A 14,369-nucleotide genomic window follows, 5' to 3' on the forward strand; every position below is an offset into this window, starting at 1 on the left:
CCCATTACCTGTCAGTCTTACCTGCAAGACCGCTCTGATACGGTGGTTATTCCCGCAGTCGCGTCACGTCGCGCTAACCCGTCGACTCGACGCAGCAGTCTGGCGTGCACTCAAGGTGAATTCGTCGCGCGTCGCGCGAGTTAGCGACTATGATGGATTGGTCAATCTCGTCCACAAGCGATACGGAAAGAGAGCGCTTATCCCCCGGCATCTCGCGCCGCGATGCGAGCACGAATGCAGGGCGACGACCTTCGAGCACTGCATCGACAGGCCGATGAAAGTTTTCTTACTGAATCGACAGCAAGTTCGAATATGCGGTGTCGGGCGGCATTGCATGCAACGCGAGCGAGCGTTGCCTGCGCTGTGGCCGCGCTGTTGACTAAAGGAACAGGGTCACGTGTACGTTGCGGCATAGAGGCTGATACCGCAATGTCCGGCGCCGTCTCCAGGCCTCATTGGAAGGAGACACGGCGATGAACTTGAACAAAAACCTGTGGCGCGTGCGTGGGCGCGTGCCGTCGTGGGTGGGTGCGTGCTGCGTGCTGGCGTTGTGCGCGATATGGCATCACGACGCGTACGCGGATTCGCACGACGGCTCATGCCGAGGCATGGCGTGCGGGCCGCACAAGCCACCGCGACCGTCGAAAATAAGCTGCCCGGATTTGAACGGGCTGACTATCCGTGCTCGCGACATCGGCCTGCCGACCACGGGCGCCGTCGTCACATCGACGACCCAGGTGGCCGCCAGCGGCAGCGGCGCCACGGCTACCGGATCGTACTGTCTGGTCGCCGGCGCGATTCATCCGGTCGATCAGTCCGCGCCTGACATCCTGTTCAACGTCGCGTTGCCGGACCAGTGGAACGGCAAGATTCTGATGCTAGGCGGCGGTGGCTTCGACGGCTCGATTCCCGCCATCACCGGTAACGTGCCAAGCGCACCGGCCGATCTGCCGGGACTACTGTCGCGCGGCTATGCGGTATTCGCGAGCGATTCCGGACACGAGGCGACGAATGGTGCGGTGAACGGTGCATTCTCAGTCAATGCCGAGGCGTACGACAACTTCATGGGCGAAGCGCTGAAGAAAACACATGATGCGTCGCTGCTGATCATCGACGCGCACTACGGCACGCATCCGTTCAAAGCGTATTTCGCGGGCGGCTCGACCGGCGGCCGTGAAGCGCTGACGGTCGCACAGCGCTGGCCGCGCGACTGGGACGGCATTATCGCGTTCTATCCCGCGTACGACTTCACGACGCTGAGCCTGCAACAACTGCGCGTGACCGAAGGCTTCGCGGCACCGGGCGCGTACCTCGACACCGCGCAGCGCGCGCTACTGCTGAAAGCGGTGATGCAGGCGTGCGACGGGCTCGACGGCGTCGTCGACGGGCTGATCAGCAATGTGCAGGCGTGCAATGCCACCTTCGACCCGGCCACCGCCCGGGTCGAAGGTCAGCGACTGCGCTGCGCCGGCGGCACCGCGCGCGGCGACACCTGTCTGTCGGACCCGCAGATCGACGCGCTGAACACGATGAACACACCGCTCGTCTTTGCGTACCCGCTCGAGAGCGGCGAAACGCAGTATCCGGGCTATAACGTGTACGGTGCGGATCTTGGAGTGGGCAGCAGCTCACCGCTGGAGGCGACGGTCACGACGCTCGCGCTCGGCACGACACAGCCGTCGTATCCGCTGCAGAGCACCGCGATGTTCGACGGGCAGATCAGCGATCAGTTCGTCCGCTATACGGTGATGAACGATCCGAATTTCAACTCGCTCACCTACGACCCGGCGGTCGCCGGCCGCTGGTCCGGACGCGTCAGCATGTTGTCGGGGCTCGACGCGACCGATGCAAACCTGACGCCCTTCATGCGGCACGGCGGCAAGCTGCTGATGGCGCACGGCACCGTGGATCAGACCGTCAGCACGCGCGCAACCGAGATCTACTATCAGCGCATGGTGGTCACGATGGGCTTCGGCGCGGTCGCATCGTTCGCGCGCTTCTATGAGATTCCCGGCCTGCAACACGCGGTCGGCACCGAGTTCAATGCATCATGGGACTCGCTGACGACGCTCGAGAACTGGGTCGAGCACGGCACGCCACCCGCGCACCAGGTGGTCACCGATACCGCTGGCGTGCCGGGACGCACGCGCCCGCTATGTCAGTATCCGGCGTGGCCCAGCTATAACGGCGCGGGCGATGTGAACAGCGCGGCGTCGTTTACCTGCGTGCGGTGATAGCGCACGCAGGCCGCGATGTACGGGTGGCGAGGGTTGCGGCGGCCGCAGCGGGCTGTTCCTGACTGCGGCCGTTATCGATCGGGCTCGGGCTCGGGTCCAGTTCTAGTGACTAGCGCGAGCCAATTGAAACCGGCTGTGCATCGCTGTCGTTCAGGGTGTCGAGAAACGCTATCACGTCGCGGATATCGCCCTCAGACCAGACCGGCTTGCCGCCTTTGTGATTCGTCATCGGCGCAGTGCGATGATCGACGTTGTTCTGATACCTGACCGGCAGATCGTCGAACTGCTGCTGGCCGCCAGGATGCGGATACCACTTGCCCGGGTGGGTGTCGCGTTGCACATAGAAGCGCAACGCTTCTTCCAGCGTGTGAAACCGGCCGTTGTGGAAGAACACCTTTCGGGTGGCGACGTTGCGCAGCGTCGGCGTTCTGAACATCCCGCAGTACCAGGCGTTGTCGGCCTTGTCGGTCCGCAATGGGCCGCACAGTCCCATGTCGTAGTACCTCGGATCCGCGTTGGCCGGAATCTCCGGATTGCGGGGCACACCAAGCGTCTGGAAGTTGTAATCGGTAAGCACCGGATGCGCGCCGGCCGCGCCCTTGTCGACCAGATGGCACGATGCGCAGTTGCCACGCGCGGGATCATTGAAAAGCGCAAAGCCGCGCGCCTCCTGCGTGCTGAACTTCGCTTTGCCGTCCAGCACCTGGTCGAACTTGCTGTCGAACGGCTGGAAGCTGGGGTCGTCGAACTGGAAACGCTCGAGCGCCTTGCCGAGGGCCGCGAGCGCATCTGCGGGCCGCGACAAGATGTCGTGACCGAATACTTCGCGAAAACGCGTCGCATAAGCACTGTTTCGCAGTTTGGCTGCGACGCCGGCCGCATCCTGATTGGCCATCTCGTCGGGATTCAACAGCGGGAAGGCAGCCTGGTCGGCGGGGCGATCGAAGCGGCCATCCCACGCGTAGCCGCCGGAAGGCTGATTGTCGCCATCCTCGACGCGTTCCTTGAAGCTGCTCGCATACGTGTGCGTCCAGATCGGCACGCGGCGCAGATAGCGCAGCGAGGGCACCGCGCGCGTACCGTGATGCTTCATATCGGCGCCGCCCAGTTGCACGGCGAGGCCGTTGGGCGGCCCGTAAGCGTGATCCGGGCTATGACAGCTCGCGCACGACTGCTTACCGGACGCGGACAACGACGGATCGAAAAAGGCCAGCTTGCCAAGCTCGGCCACGTCCTTGTCGGACGGTGCAGCGGACCTTGGGTGGCTCGTTGGGTTGCTCGTTGGCCCAGTGGAAACCGGAGTGGCCGCCGAAGCGCCGAGCGCTTCTTCGTCCCGTCCGCATGCGCTCAGGACAAGACTTGCGATCAAACAAAGGACTGCCGTCCGGGCAGCCCTTCTGGTACAGAGAGCAAACATTCTGTCTTTACTGGTTGAAGATGTCGGAACCGAAAGTCACGAGGTTCGGATCGTCCGCGTAACCGAGGTACTCCGGAATACCGAAACGGTCTTCCAGGCTCTTGAGCAGCGAGTAGTGGTTGTAACCCGTGTCGACGGTGGTGCCCGCCTTGATGAACGGCGACAGCAATACGGCGCCCGTGCGGTCACCGCCCACGCCCTCGTAGTGCATGCCGATCTGGATCGTCTGAACGGTGGCCGGCAGCGACGCGACGTTGATGCCGAGCGACGATGCATAGGCAATCGGAAGCGTGGACAGCACCTGATCGTCAGGACGCTTGACGTTCGGTCCGGTCTGCTGCGTGCAGCATGAAGCGCCCGGCAGATCGATCGTGAGATTCATCTGCGTGACGCTGCTGTTGAAGGTCGTGGTCATCGGCGCGCTGGCCGCATTCGATTCGTCGAAGTTGATGATGATCAGACCGTCCTGCTTGTATGCCGCCGAAGCCTGGATGATCGGAATCCACTTCTTCAGGAACGCATCGATCGAAGTCAGACCGCCAGGCGCGCCGCTCTTGCAACCCTTGCCCGCCGCGCCAGTGCCGTCGCCATCGTGACCGTCGTCGCACAGGTTCGGCGTAATGAACACGAAGTTCGGCGTGGTATCGATCGACTTCAGATCGTTAGCGAGGTTATCGTCGAGATTGACGACGTGCTGGTCGCAATAGTCGATGTCGTCGATGATCGAGTGGAAGTAGACGAACGGGTTGTGACGGGTCGCGTACGCATCCGCCTTCACGTCACCGGACGCCGAACCTGCCTGAGCGGACTGCGTACCGTCGACTGCCTTGGCCGGATCGGTGCCTGCCAGCTTCGCGGTACGTGCGGGGAAGCTGCATGTCTTCGTGCCATCCCGGTTCAGATCATTGCCCATATCGCCCATATAACCCTTCCACGTGAGCCGCGCGTTATCGAGCTGGTTCGCGAGTGTCTTCACGCGTGCCGGAAACACACAGCCGCCACCGGCGTGACCGTTCGCATCGGTACCGGCCTTGAGGATCTTCGGATTCGCGCTATCGCTGCCGGCATCGACGATATCCGACCAGATGCCAAAGCAGTCGGTCTCGGTATCGACCGTCGAAGGCTGGCCGCTCAGCAGCGAGATGTAGTTGTCCAGGCTCACATGGCCAGTGCCGAAGTAGTTGTTCAGCAGCGCGCCCTGCCCAGCGAGCGACTTCAGAAACGGATCCTGGTGGCTGGTCGTCGCGGTCGTACCGAACGACTCCTCATAGTTCTTGTTCTCCAGCGTGATCACGAACACGTGACGCACTGCCTTCCAACCGACGACCGTTTGGATGTAGTTGTCGCTGGCGGCCTTCACGCTCGCAAGGCTGCTATCGGTATTGAAGTCGCCCAGCAGCTTGTCGGCGGACACGCCGCCGTACTTCGTGGCGAGCGTGCTTTTAGCGTCGTTCAACGCGGCGCCGCCCGCAACCAGTTGAGCGAGCTGCGTGGTAATCGCGCTGACCGTTCCGGTCGCGCCATGAGGCGCGAGGAAGAACGCACCGGAACCGAACCTGGTGCCCATGTTCTTGCCATTGGCATCGTTCTCCTGCGCGTTGGTCAGATCGGCGACCACGTATTTCCACGCGCCGTTGCTGTTGTCGCCGATCGAGAATTTGCCTTTGGCATCGCTCACCGCGGACGGTTCGTCGCTGTCGCACTTGCCGTTGTCGTTGACGTCGAGACAAACGTTGGCGTTCTGGATGTAGCTGCCGAGCACCTGACCGGCAACCTGCGGCGTCTTGTCGACGGCCGCCGGCGAGGTTATGTCATCGTTACCGCCGCACGCCACCAGACCCGCCGCGACGCCGATACTGGCGAGCAGCGCAAACGCACCCTGGCGCCATGTCAGGTTCCTGTTGTTCGAAAAAGTCACGTGTACTCCCGTCGCGTGTGGGCTGGCAGCGTCTTTGCGCAACCTCGCCCGGGGTTGGATGTCTTACATGACGTGGGAGAGTAAGGCGCTCGTGTGACAGCGCGATTACCTTTTTGTAAACTCGATCGACTTGATGTCAGGAGCACAGCGCGCTGACGGGATTCAGCAGCGTCCGTCCGCTCCGCCGTGGAGGGACGCCGCAGCAGGTCGCCCACGCGGTCACTTTTGTGCTTTCGGAGAAGGCGAGTTGGGTGACTGGCGCTATCTGGAATGTGAATGGCGGTGGGATCGCGGGCCGTGATCGATTCGATCCGCTGACGCCGCGCTAGCTGCTGTCGTGAATCGACTCAACCAATCGACGACAGTCGGCGGCCAGCGTGTGTTCGCTCAGATTGGTGACGCCAAGTAGCAGTCCACGCAGCCTCGAAGACTCCATGTACCACGGCGAAAGAGGCACCGGCGCCAGACCTGCGCGCAGCGCTCGCAATGCAACATCCACATCGGACACAGACTCGGGAAGCAAGGTCACGACGGCGGTGCCGGCCGTCGCTTGCACTTGGAGCGAGTCCGGCGCGATCTCGCCGAGGCAACGCACCAGCGCGTCCCGTCGCCCGGCATACAGACGCTTCATATGGCGCAGGTGACGAAGATAGTGTCCGTCGCGCAGGAATTCCGCGACCGCGTGTTGCATGAACGTCGTTGGCGCGGGCATCAAGCACGCGGTGATGTCGCCGAAGCGGCGCGCCATTTCAAGCGGGACCACCAGGAAGCCAAGCCGAAGCACCGGGCTGATGGTCTTGCTAAAACTACCAATGTGTAGCACGCGTCCGTCCTCGTCGAGCGATGCAAGCGCGGGCGCTGCTCGTCCTTTCAACTGGAGCTCGCTCAAGTAATCGTCTTCGATGATCCAGGCATCGTTGCGTCGCGCCCATTCGAGCAGCGCAAGCCGCCTGGGAAGCGACATCGCCATGCCAAGCGGCGCCTGCTGCCCCGGCGTCACCACGGCGAGCGCGGCACCGGCCGAGTCGCGGATGCCCGCGTCGACATCGAGCCCGTCCGCATCGACCGGCACCGCTTTCACCGTCATGCCGGCTAGACCGAGTGCAGAGCGCGTCAGCGGAAAACCAGGGTCTTCGATCCATGCGGGCTCGCCTTCAATACCGAGTCCGCGGATCGCGAGAGCGAGCGCGCCGGAAAAACCCGCGGTGACAAGAACCTGAGACGGATTGCATCGCAGCCCTCGTGCGACACCGAGATAAGCGGCAATCTCCTTTCGCAAGTCCGGGTCGCCGCGAGGGTCCGGGTATCCGACCGGGCTCATCGCGCTCCGGCGCGCGGCACGCGTCAGAACACGCGACCATAGCTTGAACGGAAACGCATCCTGCGCGGGCACGCCCATTTGAAACGGCAGCGGAGTCGCGCCGAAATCGTGAAAGAGCTCGGGAAATGGCGGCGCTTCCGGTGACCAGCCGAGCTTCGGTCGCAAAGGCGGGCGTTCAGCCACCCGCGTACCGGCGGCGCCCAGCACGACGGCGAACTGCTCGTCGATCAGACGTTCATAGGCAACGCGCACGGTGCCTCGGGAGACGCCGAGTTGGGTCGCCAGGTCGACCCAGGAAGGCAGCCGCGCGCCCGCGACCAGTTGCCCTGTCTCTATCGCCTGACGAATCGCGCGGTAGATCTGGGCAGAGAGAGAGGTGCTCGCGCAGCGGTCGAGGCCAATCGGGAGAGTCGTCATGGCCGCAATGGTACATTCGGAACCATCGATCTTGGGGCTGTTTTCTGGCCTGTGAAAAGCGTAGCCTGCTCGGTATGCGCCGGCCATCGGTTCGATCTGAACGGAAGTTTTCGTGTGACGATTCGGTATCTCGATGGACAACCCGACGACGAACCGATCAAGGAATAGAACTGTGTCAACGAACCCAATGTCCAGCATCCAGATACCCGACAGCAAATTGGCGCATGAGGTCACCGAGCTGATTCGCGACACCGAAAGCGAATTGCTGTTCAAGCATTCCAGTCGCGTGTACCTGTGGGGCGCGCTATTCGGCATGCGGCAAAACATGAGCTTCGATCCCGAATTGCTGTACGTCGCGGCGATGTTCCACGATATCGGCCTCACCTCGATCTATCGACAGAGCCAGCTTCGCTTCGAAGTGGACGGCGCTAACGCCGCACGCGATTTCCTGCGAAGCCATCATATTTCCGAGGCGGACGTGGATAAGGTCTGGGCCGCCGTTGCGCTGCATACGACACCGGGCATCCCCGAACACATGCACCCGGAGATCGCACTGGTGCAGGCGGGCGCCGGAATGGACGTGGCCGGGCGTGGCTTCGAGTACTTCACCGACGAACAACGCGACGCCGTGGTCGCGGCCTATCCTCGCGACGCCGATTTCGCCAACAAGATGATCGATGAGTTTTATCACGGCATGAAGCATCGACCCGCCAGCACGTTCGGCACCTTCAACGACGATTTTCTGGCGCACAAGGATCCGGGCTTCCAGCGCGTCAACCTGTGCAGCATCATCCTGACTTCGAATTGGCAGCGGTGAACTTCGGGCGCAACGTCTGATCGTTCAGCTCCAGCCGGTATTTCCGCCGCCCGCACATGGAATGGGTCCAGCGCGATGGTTGGATGCGTTGCGTTGCTTCGCGGTGAATTACGATGAGAAATCTGGATCTGAATCTGCTTCGGGTATTTGACGCGATCATCCGGGAGCGGAACGTATTGCGCGCGAGCGAAGCGATCCATCTGAGTCCGTCAGCAGTCAGCCATGCGCTGTCGCGGCTGCGCGCATTGCTCAACGACGAATTGTTCGTGCGCACGGCCACCGGCATGGAGCCCACGGTCCGTGCGCTGGAGATGGCGCCGCTGGTGCGAGATGCGCTCGTCACGATCGAACGCGCACTCGGGCCTAAACAATTCGAGCCGGGCAGCACCGATCGTCAATTCTGTATCGCCGCGACCGACTATATGACCGCGGTCGTATTGCCGCCCTTTCTTCGCACGATCTCCGCCGTCGCGCCCCATGCAAGTGTGACGGTCCTGCCGGCCAGCAGGATCGACCTGACCGCGCAAATCGATGTCGGCCGTGTCGAAATCGCGCTCGGCTCTTTTTCCGGCGTCCCGCATCGGCTTCGCGAACGCGTGCTGTTCGACGAGCAGGACATGATGGTGATCGCCACCGATCACCCGCTCGCCGGCACCGAGATCGGCCTCGACGCGTTTGCGGATCTGCCTTTGCTGGTGGTGTCGACCGGTGGTTCGGAAGAAGGCCTGCTGTCCGAGCGAGGGCTGACTCGGCGCACCGAAATGTTCGATCGCGCCGCGTTGATGGCCGCGTTCAATTCGATCGGTAAATGGCCGAAGTTCAGTGTTGTGCAACCTCACTTTCTCGCGATCCCCAGCCTGTTGGCTGGCACCACGACGGCCGCGATCGTGCCGGCCTCTCTCGCGAGGATATTCAGTCAATTGGCGGTTGGGTATTGCACTGAATTGCCTTGGCATGCGCCGCCGCGCGCGGTGCAGATGATCTGGCATGAGCGGCACGACCATGATCCTGGGCATGAATGGTTGCGTGCGATGCTGGCAGACGCGGCACTGCCTATGCGCTGAACGATGCCCTCGCGGGCTTTCGTGGCGGCTACGTTTGCGCCCGCCGGATGCAGCGCATGCATTGTCTTCTTATGAAAATTGCACTTCTTGCAGGCAAGCGCGTCGCGTACGCTATAAGCCAACGCATCAAGGACAAGACTCTTCATCATGCTTACCGACGATATCGAAGTGACGCAGGAATTGACTGAGCTCGAGCAAATCATGAGGAGCCGGTTTGCTAACCGGTTCTATCTGGATCGCGAAGTCGATCCTGAGGTCATCACTGGCATTCTTGATTCAGCGCGTTACGCAGGTACCGGGGCGAACGTGCAACCCTGGCGTGTATACGTGACGGCAGGGCAAGCGAAAGCGACATTGACCGACGCACTCAGTCGAGCGCATCAAACATCGTCCAACGAACATTCATCCGAGTATCGCTACCTTCCGGACCCGTTGCCCGAACCGTTCAACTCACGCCGGCGCGAATTCGGCTCGATCTTTTTTGGCTCTCTGGGTATCGCGCACGACGACATCGCCGCGCGCGCCGCAAACACCGCACGAAACTGCCGATTTTTCGATGCGCCGATCGGCCTGATCTTTACGATCGATCGACGTCTCGAGAAAGGCAGTTGGCTCGATCTCGGCATGTTTATTCAGAACATCATGCTCGCGGCAAAAGCACGCGGGCTCGACACCTGCACGCAGGAGTTTCTTTCGCGCTACCACGCGGTGATCCGCGCAAATCTGCCGCTCGCTGCCGAGGAGCTGGTGGTTTGTTCGATGGCGGTGGGTTTTGGCGATCCGGATTGGGAAAAGCGACGCCCGCAAATGCCGAAGGCTCCGGTCGAAGAATTCGCTTCGTTCCACGGCTTCTAATCGTTAAACGGAGCCGTCGCTCTAACGAGTCGGCGTCCCTGCCTCCGCGATCCGCCGCGCCTTCAGAATCACCGGCAGATCGACCATCTTTCCGTCGACCGCGACCGCAGCGCCGTGGCTCGCATCAACCACCGCGGGCACGCGCCGCGCCCATGCGATGTCGGCATCGCTCGATGCGTACCCCCGATGCACCGCGTCCACCTGTCGTAACCGCGCGCGAAATCGCCGACGCCGGGGCGGTTCGACCTTGATCACGCGCGCGCCGAGATCGGCGAGTTGGCGCGTGCGGAACGGCGCCGCAATCGCGTGTTCGAGCGTGATGACCTTAGTACCGTCGAGTGGTCTCATGTTTTTTGCCAGCGGTTCAGAATGAACGCGGCAGCCCGAGAATATGCTCGGCTACGTACGAGAGAATCAGATTGGTGGAAATCGGCGCGACCTGGTAAAGACGCGTTTCGCGGAATTTGCGCTCCACGTCGTATTCGCACGCGAAGCCGAAACCGCCATGAAATTGCAGACACGCATTGGCCGCTTCCCACGATGCGTCGGCCGCAAGCAGCTTTGCCATGTTGGCCTGCGCGCCACACGGCTCTTGCGCGTCGAAGCGGCGTGCCGCCTCGAAACGCATCAGGCTGGCCGCTTCGACATTGATGAACGAGCGCGCAATCGGAAACTGCACGCCCTGGTTCTGGCCGATCGGCCGGCCGAAGACCACGCGCTCTTTCGCGTATTCGGTGACTTTGTCGACGAACCAGTAGCCGTCGCCGATGCATTCCGCGGCGATCAGCGTGCGCTCCGCATTGAGTCCGTCGAGGATGTACCGGAACCCCTGCCCTTCCTCGCCAATCAGATTGTCGGCGGGGATTTCGAGGTTATCGAAGAACAGTTCGTTGGTCTCGTGATTGACCATATTCGGAATCGGCTGCACGGTCAGCCCATGACCGATCGCGTCGCGCAAATCGACGATAAAGATCGACATGCCGTCCGATTTCCTTTTCACGTCCGCGAGCGGTGTGGTGCGCGCGAGCAGGATCATCAGGTCCGAGTGCTGGACGCGTGAGATCCACACCTTCTGGCCATTGATCACGTAACGGTCGCCGCGCCTCTCGGCAGTAGTCTTGATCTTCGTCGTATCGGTGCCGGTGGTCGGCTCGGTCACGCCCATCGATTGCAGACGCAGATCGCCACTCGCGATCTTCGGCAGGTACAGGCGTTTCTGTTCCTCCGAACCGTGACGCAGCAGCGTACCCATGTTGTACATCTGGCCGTGACACGCGCCCGAGTTGCCACCCGCGCGATTGATCTCTTCCATGATGACCGACGCTTCGGTGAGCCCGAGCCCTGAACCGCCGAACTCCTGCGGAATCAGCGCGGCGAGCCAGCCGGCCTTGGTCAGCGCATTGACGAACTCTTCCGGATAGCCGCGCGCTTCGTCGATCTTGCGAAAGTACTCGCCGGAAAACTGCTGGCATAAATCCCGCACCGCTTCGCGAATGTCCTGAAACGAATCGTGTTGCGTGGTTTGCATTGTCGGAAGCTCGTGAAATCAGACCAGCGCGGCGGTCGCGCGCATCGTCAGATAGCCTGCGTGATCCTTGGCCCACAGGTCGATGGTCTTGCCGTCGGCGGAGGGTTTGCCATTCACGGTGAACGGCTGGCCCGCGAAGGTCGGACGCAGCGCGCGAAACGCGAAGCTTTGCATCGTCGCGTGCGGCATCTCGCGGCGCACGAGATCGACCAGCAGCGTCGCTATCAGCGGACCGTGAACGACGAGGCCCGGATAGCCTTCGACCTGCGTCACGTACGGGTAATCGTAGTGAATGCGATGGCCATTGAAGGTCAGCGCCGAGTAGCGGAACAGCATCACCGGGTCGGCATCGATCGTGCGGCGCCAGCTTTCGCCTTCGGGCGCAAGCGCCGGCTGCTGCGGCCGCGCGCCTTGCCGCGGCGCTTCGCGATAGACGATGTCATGTTCTTCTTCCAGCTTCAGTTCGCCGTTCACTTCGATCGTGTGCTGGATGGTGACGAAGACGAGGCGGCCCGAGCGGCCGGTCTTGTCTTCGATATTGGCGATCGTCGACGTGCGCCGCGCGCGTTCGCCGACAGTCAGCGGCGCATGAAACGCGAGCCGGCCTCCCGCCCACATGCGGCGCGGCAGCGGTACCGGCGGCAGGAAACCGCCGCGCTCAGGATGACCGTCGGCGCCGACGTCGGCCAACGGCGCGACCGGCAGAAAGTACAGCCAATGCCATAACGGTGGCACCGTATTGCCGCTTTCCTCACGATCGAGCGTCGCGGCGAGCGCTGTCAGTGGAAACGCGGTGATGTCGTCGTCGGCCACCTGCTGTCTGTTGAGCCAGTCGTCGAGCTTTTCCGAGGGTGCGGACATCGGTGAAGTCTCCGGTACGGATGTTGAGTGTTATCAGGCCGTACTATGAACCACACACTGCGATCGGCGAAGTTTGTATTGCTTGATTCGGTTTTTTGGTTTTGGTTACCGCGTGGATCAAAGGCAACGCTTGACCTGGTAGTTTTACTGACGTGGCATGGCGCAGTGCGAATCGGAGAACAGAAAAAGCAGCTTAGCGAACTTGACGTGCGTGCCGCCGATGTCGCGCGTGATCGAGTGCCAACTTGACTGCGGAGCGAGTCTTTTCGACTAGAGTCGAATGCACGATCATCATCCCCAACTCATTGACTTGACGAGTATTTTATACCTGAACGAGTTCTTCGGGCCGGCTACCGCGCTCGAATAACACGGCAACCACGCGAGTTTTCTAGTCGTCCATAAGCGTCGATGCCGGGTATGAAGTAGCGAACGGCATCACGCGACTCAATTCGTTCGAAGGTCCGCTCGCGTCACTCGAAAATGCTCGTGCGAATTTGGCCTCGTAAAACAGGCACGAATCCGCCGCCGCGTGTGTTAGCGTTCCTTTCTGCGGCGAAACGCCCACCAACCTGTCAGTCCGGTAAAGCCGGCGACCAGCAGTACCATCACCCAGAAGCCGTTCTTGTTTTCGGCAAGTGGAACGCCGCCGACATTCATCCCGAAGAACCCTGCGACGATATTGATCGGCATCGCCAGCACCGTCACGAGCGTCAGTGTGAACAGCGTGCGGTTGTTCTGTTCTTCGAGGCGCGAAGTGATCTCTTCCTGCAGCAGTCTGATCCGTTCGATCAACCCCGCCACATCCGACAGAACGACCGCAAACTCCTCCGTCGATTCGCGCAGATCCTGTACATCTTCCTGATGCAGCCAGCTCGGCGGCCTCGCTAGCAAGCGGAAAATCGCACCGGGCTCAGGGGCGAGCATCCGTTGCAAACGCGTCAGCGTTCGGCGCATCGCGCCAAGATCGAGCCGGTTCTGCGTGGGCCGTTGCGACAGGAAGCGATCCTCGATGCGGTCGACGTCCGCGCTGGTTCGGCGGACGATCTGCACGAGCAGATCAGCCTGGTCGCGCATCAGATGGACCAGCAGTTCGGCAGGCGATCTGAATATCTCGCCGTCCCGCACCGATGCCCGCAAGCGGTCGACCGAACGCAACGGCTTCAGGCGTGCGGTGACGATGATCCGCTTATCTGCGTAAATCCAGAGCGTCGCGATTTCGGAAGGGATGAACTCGAGGTTGAACATCATGTCGTTCACGACCGCGCGCAACGCGCCGTCCGCATGTTCGATTCGTGTCGAATGCGATCCTTCCTGCAATGCTTCGAAGAACGTTTCCGGCAGATCGAGCTGCGCTCTCATCCAGCGCTCGCTCGCGCTGTGCGCAAGATTGAAATGCAGCCACAGGAACTCGCCTCTGTCTTGCGCGGCGGCGCCAGCGTCATGCTTGTTGTCGCGAAGCCATTCGACGACTTCGTCGGCGTCGATCGGCTGTCCCGCAAGCGCCGGCGAGAAACGGAAACCGCAAACCATACCCGACGAGTCGGCGCCGTAGGTTTGCAAAAGCAGATCAGATCTCATAGGTCACTCGACGCCTGCTTGCCAAACGGAATCCCGGAGCATAGCGCGACCTTGTGAAAGGGGGTTGACGTGCGCGCTTTCCTGCGTCGTATTGGCCAATCCCGTCGCTTGCGTGTCACGACAACGTCATGTGAGCGGGCCAGGTCATGCCGCGGTTACCCGGATCGCCGCGGAAAGGCTGCTGATCCGGTCGGTTCCGGAGACATCCGGACTGCGCGTAAACGCAAAAACCCCACCGTAATCGGGTGGGGTTTCTGAGAGGAGGGGTAGCCTGACGATTACCTACTTTCACACGGGCAATCCGCACTATCATCGGCGTGGAGTCGTTTCACGGTCCTGTTCGGGATGGGAAGGGG

At 61.7% G+C, this 14,369-nt stretch carries 11 protein-coding genes, 1 rRNA gene and 2 pseudogenes; 5 read left to right on the plus strand and 9 right to left on the minus strand.

Going from position 1 to position 14,369, the window contains the following annotated elements; genetic code table 11:
- Positions 1 to 473 precede the first annotated feature (473 nt).
- Positions 474 to 2,234: a tannase/feruloyl esterase family alpha/beta hydrolase gene (locus VGH68_RS11435; protein ID WP_331603733.1), complete on the plus strand. Its 1,761-nt coding sequence runs from the start codon at positions 474 to 476 to the stop codon at positions 2,232 to 2,234.
- A gap of 112 nt (positions 2,235 to 2,346) precedes the next feature.
- Here VGH68_RS11435 and VGH68_RS11440 read toward each other — a convergent pair whose 3' ends face one another.
- Together VGH68_RS11440 and VGH68_RS11445 are read right to left on the minus strand one after the other, a co-directional pair.
- Positions 2,347 to 3,468: a cytochrome-c peroxidase gene (locus VGH68_RS11440; RefSeq protein WP_331603734.1), complete on the minus strand. Its 1,122-nt coding sequence runs from the start codon at positions 3,466 to 3,468 to the stop codon at positions 2,347 to 2,349.
- A gap of 193 nt (positions 3,469 to 3,661) precedes the next feature.
- The gene (locus tag VGH68_RS11445; RefSeq protein WP_331603735.1) at positions 3,662 to 5,572 is read right to left on the minus strand and encodes an alkaline phosphatase family protein; all 1,911 of its coding nucleotides are present in this window, start codon (positions 5,570 to 5,572) and stop codon (positions 3,662 to 3,664) included.
- Between the two features lie 152 nt (positions 5,573 to 5,724).
- Between VGH68_RS11445 and VGH68_RS11450 the strand changes: the two genes are divergently transcribed.
- Positions 5,725 to 5,901, plus strand: coding sequence for an SDR family oxidoreductase (locus VGH68_RS11450; RefSeq protein WP_331603742.1), 177 nt, complete (start codon positions 5,725 to 5,727; stop codon positions 5,899 to 5,901).
- Here the strand turns inward: VGH68_RS11450 and VGH68_RS11455 are convergent.
- Positions 5,898 to 7,310: a PLP-dependent aminotransferase family protein gene (locus VGH68_RS11455; protein WP_331603743.1), complete on the minus strand. Its 1,413-nt coding sequence runs from the start codon at positions 7,308 to 7,310 to the stop codon at positions 5,898 to 5,900. The genes VGH68_RS11450 and VGH68_RS11455 overlap by 4 nt on opposite strands.
- A gap of 187 nt (positions 7,311 to 7,497) precedes the next feature.
- On the opposite strand from VGH68_RS11455, the gene VGH68_RS11460 reads away from it, so the two are divergent.
- From VGH68_RS11460 to VGH68_RS11470, 3 genes are all read left to right on the plus strand, one after another.
- Positions 7,498 to 8,127, plus strand: coding sequence for an HD domain-containing protein (locus VGH68_RS11460; protein WP_331603744.1), 630 nt, complete (start codon positions 7,498 to 7,500; stop codon positions 8,125 to 8,127).
- Between the two features lie 113 nt (positions 8,128 to 8,240).
- On the plus strand, positions 8,241 to 9,191 hold the full coding sequence (locus VGH68_RS11465) for a LysR family transcriptional regulator (protein ID WP_331603736.1): 951 nt from the start codon (positions 8,241 to 8,243) through the stop codon (positions 9,189 to 9,191).
- A 147-nt stretch (positions 9,192 to 9,338) separates the two neighbouring features.
- A complete protein-coding gene (locus VGH68_RS11470) occupies positions 9,339 to 10,046 on the plus strand; it encodes a nitroreductase (RefSeq protein WP_331603737.1) in 708 nt (235 codons plus the stop codon).
- Between the two features lie 21 nt (positions 10,047 to 10,067).
- Here the strand turns inward: VGH68_RS11470 and VGH68_RS11475 are convergent.
- From VGH68_RS11475 to rrf, 6 genes and pseudogenes are all read right to left on the minus strand, one after another.
- Positions 10,068 to 10,253, minus strand: a pseudogene (locus VGH68_RS11475) (CoA ester lyase); the annotation flags it as partial.
- Positions 10,250 to 10,394: pseudogene (locus VGH68_RS11480) on the minus strand (CoA transferase); the annotation flags it as partial. The pseudogenes VGH68_RS11480 and VGH68_RS11475, both read right to left, overlap by 4 nt.
- 16 nt (positions 10,395 to 10,410) lie before the next feature.
- Positions 10,411 to 11,574 (minus strand): acyl-CoA dehydrogenase family protein, encoded by a 1,164-nt coding sequence (locus VGH68_RS11485; protein WP_331603738.1) that lies wholly within the window; start codon positions 11,572 to 11,574, stop codon positions 10,411 to 10,413.
- Between the two features lie 18 nt (positions 11,575 to 11,592).
- Positions 11,593 to 12,435, minus strand: coding sequence for an FAS1-like dehydratase domain-containing protein (locus VGH68_RS11490; RefSeq protein ID WP_331603739.1), 843 nt, complete (start codon positions 12,433 to 12,435; stop codon positions 11,593 to 11,595).
- 534 nt (positions 12,436 to 12,969) lie between these two features.
- Positions 12,970 to 14,013: a transporter gene (locus VGH68_RS11495; protein WP_331603740.1), complete on the minus strand. Its 1,044-nt coding sequence runs from the start codon at positions 14,011 to 14,013 to the stop codon at positions 12,970 to 12,972.
- Positions 14,014 to 14,282: 269 nt separating this feature from the next.
- A 5S ribosomal RNA gene (gene rrf, locus VGH68_RS30195) occupies positions 14,283 to 14,369 on the minus strand; the annotation flags it as partial.

Origin of the sequence: Paraburkholderia sp. (assembly GCF_036488505.1) — a bacterium.
Taxonomy (GTDB): Bacteria; Pseudomonadota; Gammaproteobacteria; order Burkholderiales; family Burkholderiaceae; genus Paraburkholderia.

Bases quoted from the DNA above. Each gene is read 5' to 3' on its own strand.
- VGH68_RS11465 (WP_331603736.1), top strand. From the start codon at position 8,241: ATGAGAAATCTGGATCTGAATCTGCTTCGGGTATTTGACGCGATCATC.
- VGH68_RS11455 (WP_331603743.1), bottom strand. From the start codon at position 7,310: ATGACGACTCTCCCGATTGGCCTCGACCGCTGCGCGAGCACCTCTCTC.
- VGH68_RS11490 (WP_331603739.1), bottom strand. From the start codon at position 12,435: ATGTCCGCACCCTCGGAAAAGCTCGACGACTGGCTCAACAGACAGCAG.
- VGH68_RS11435 (WP_331603733.1), top strand. From the start codon at position 474: ATGAACTTGAACAAAAACCTGTGGCGCGTGCGTGGGCGCGTGCCGTCG.
- VGH68_RS11485 (WP_331603738.1), bottom strand. From the start codon at position 11,574: ATGCAAACCACGCAACACGATTCGTTTCAGGACATTCGCGAAGCGGTG.
- VGH68_RS11460 (WP_331603744.1), top strand. From the start codon at position 7,498: ATGTCCAGCATCCAGATACCCGACAGCAAATTGGCGCATGAGGTCACC.
- VGH68_RS11470 (WP_331603737.1), top strand. From the start codon at position 9,339: ATGCTTACCGACGATATCGAAGTGACGCAGGAATTGACTGAGCTCGAG.
- VGH68_RS11495 (WP_331603740.1), bottom strand. From the start codon at position 14,013: ATGAGATCTGATCTGCTTTTGCAAACCTACGGCGCCGACTCGTCGGGT.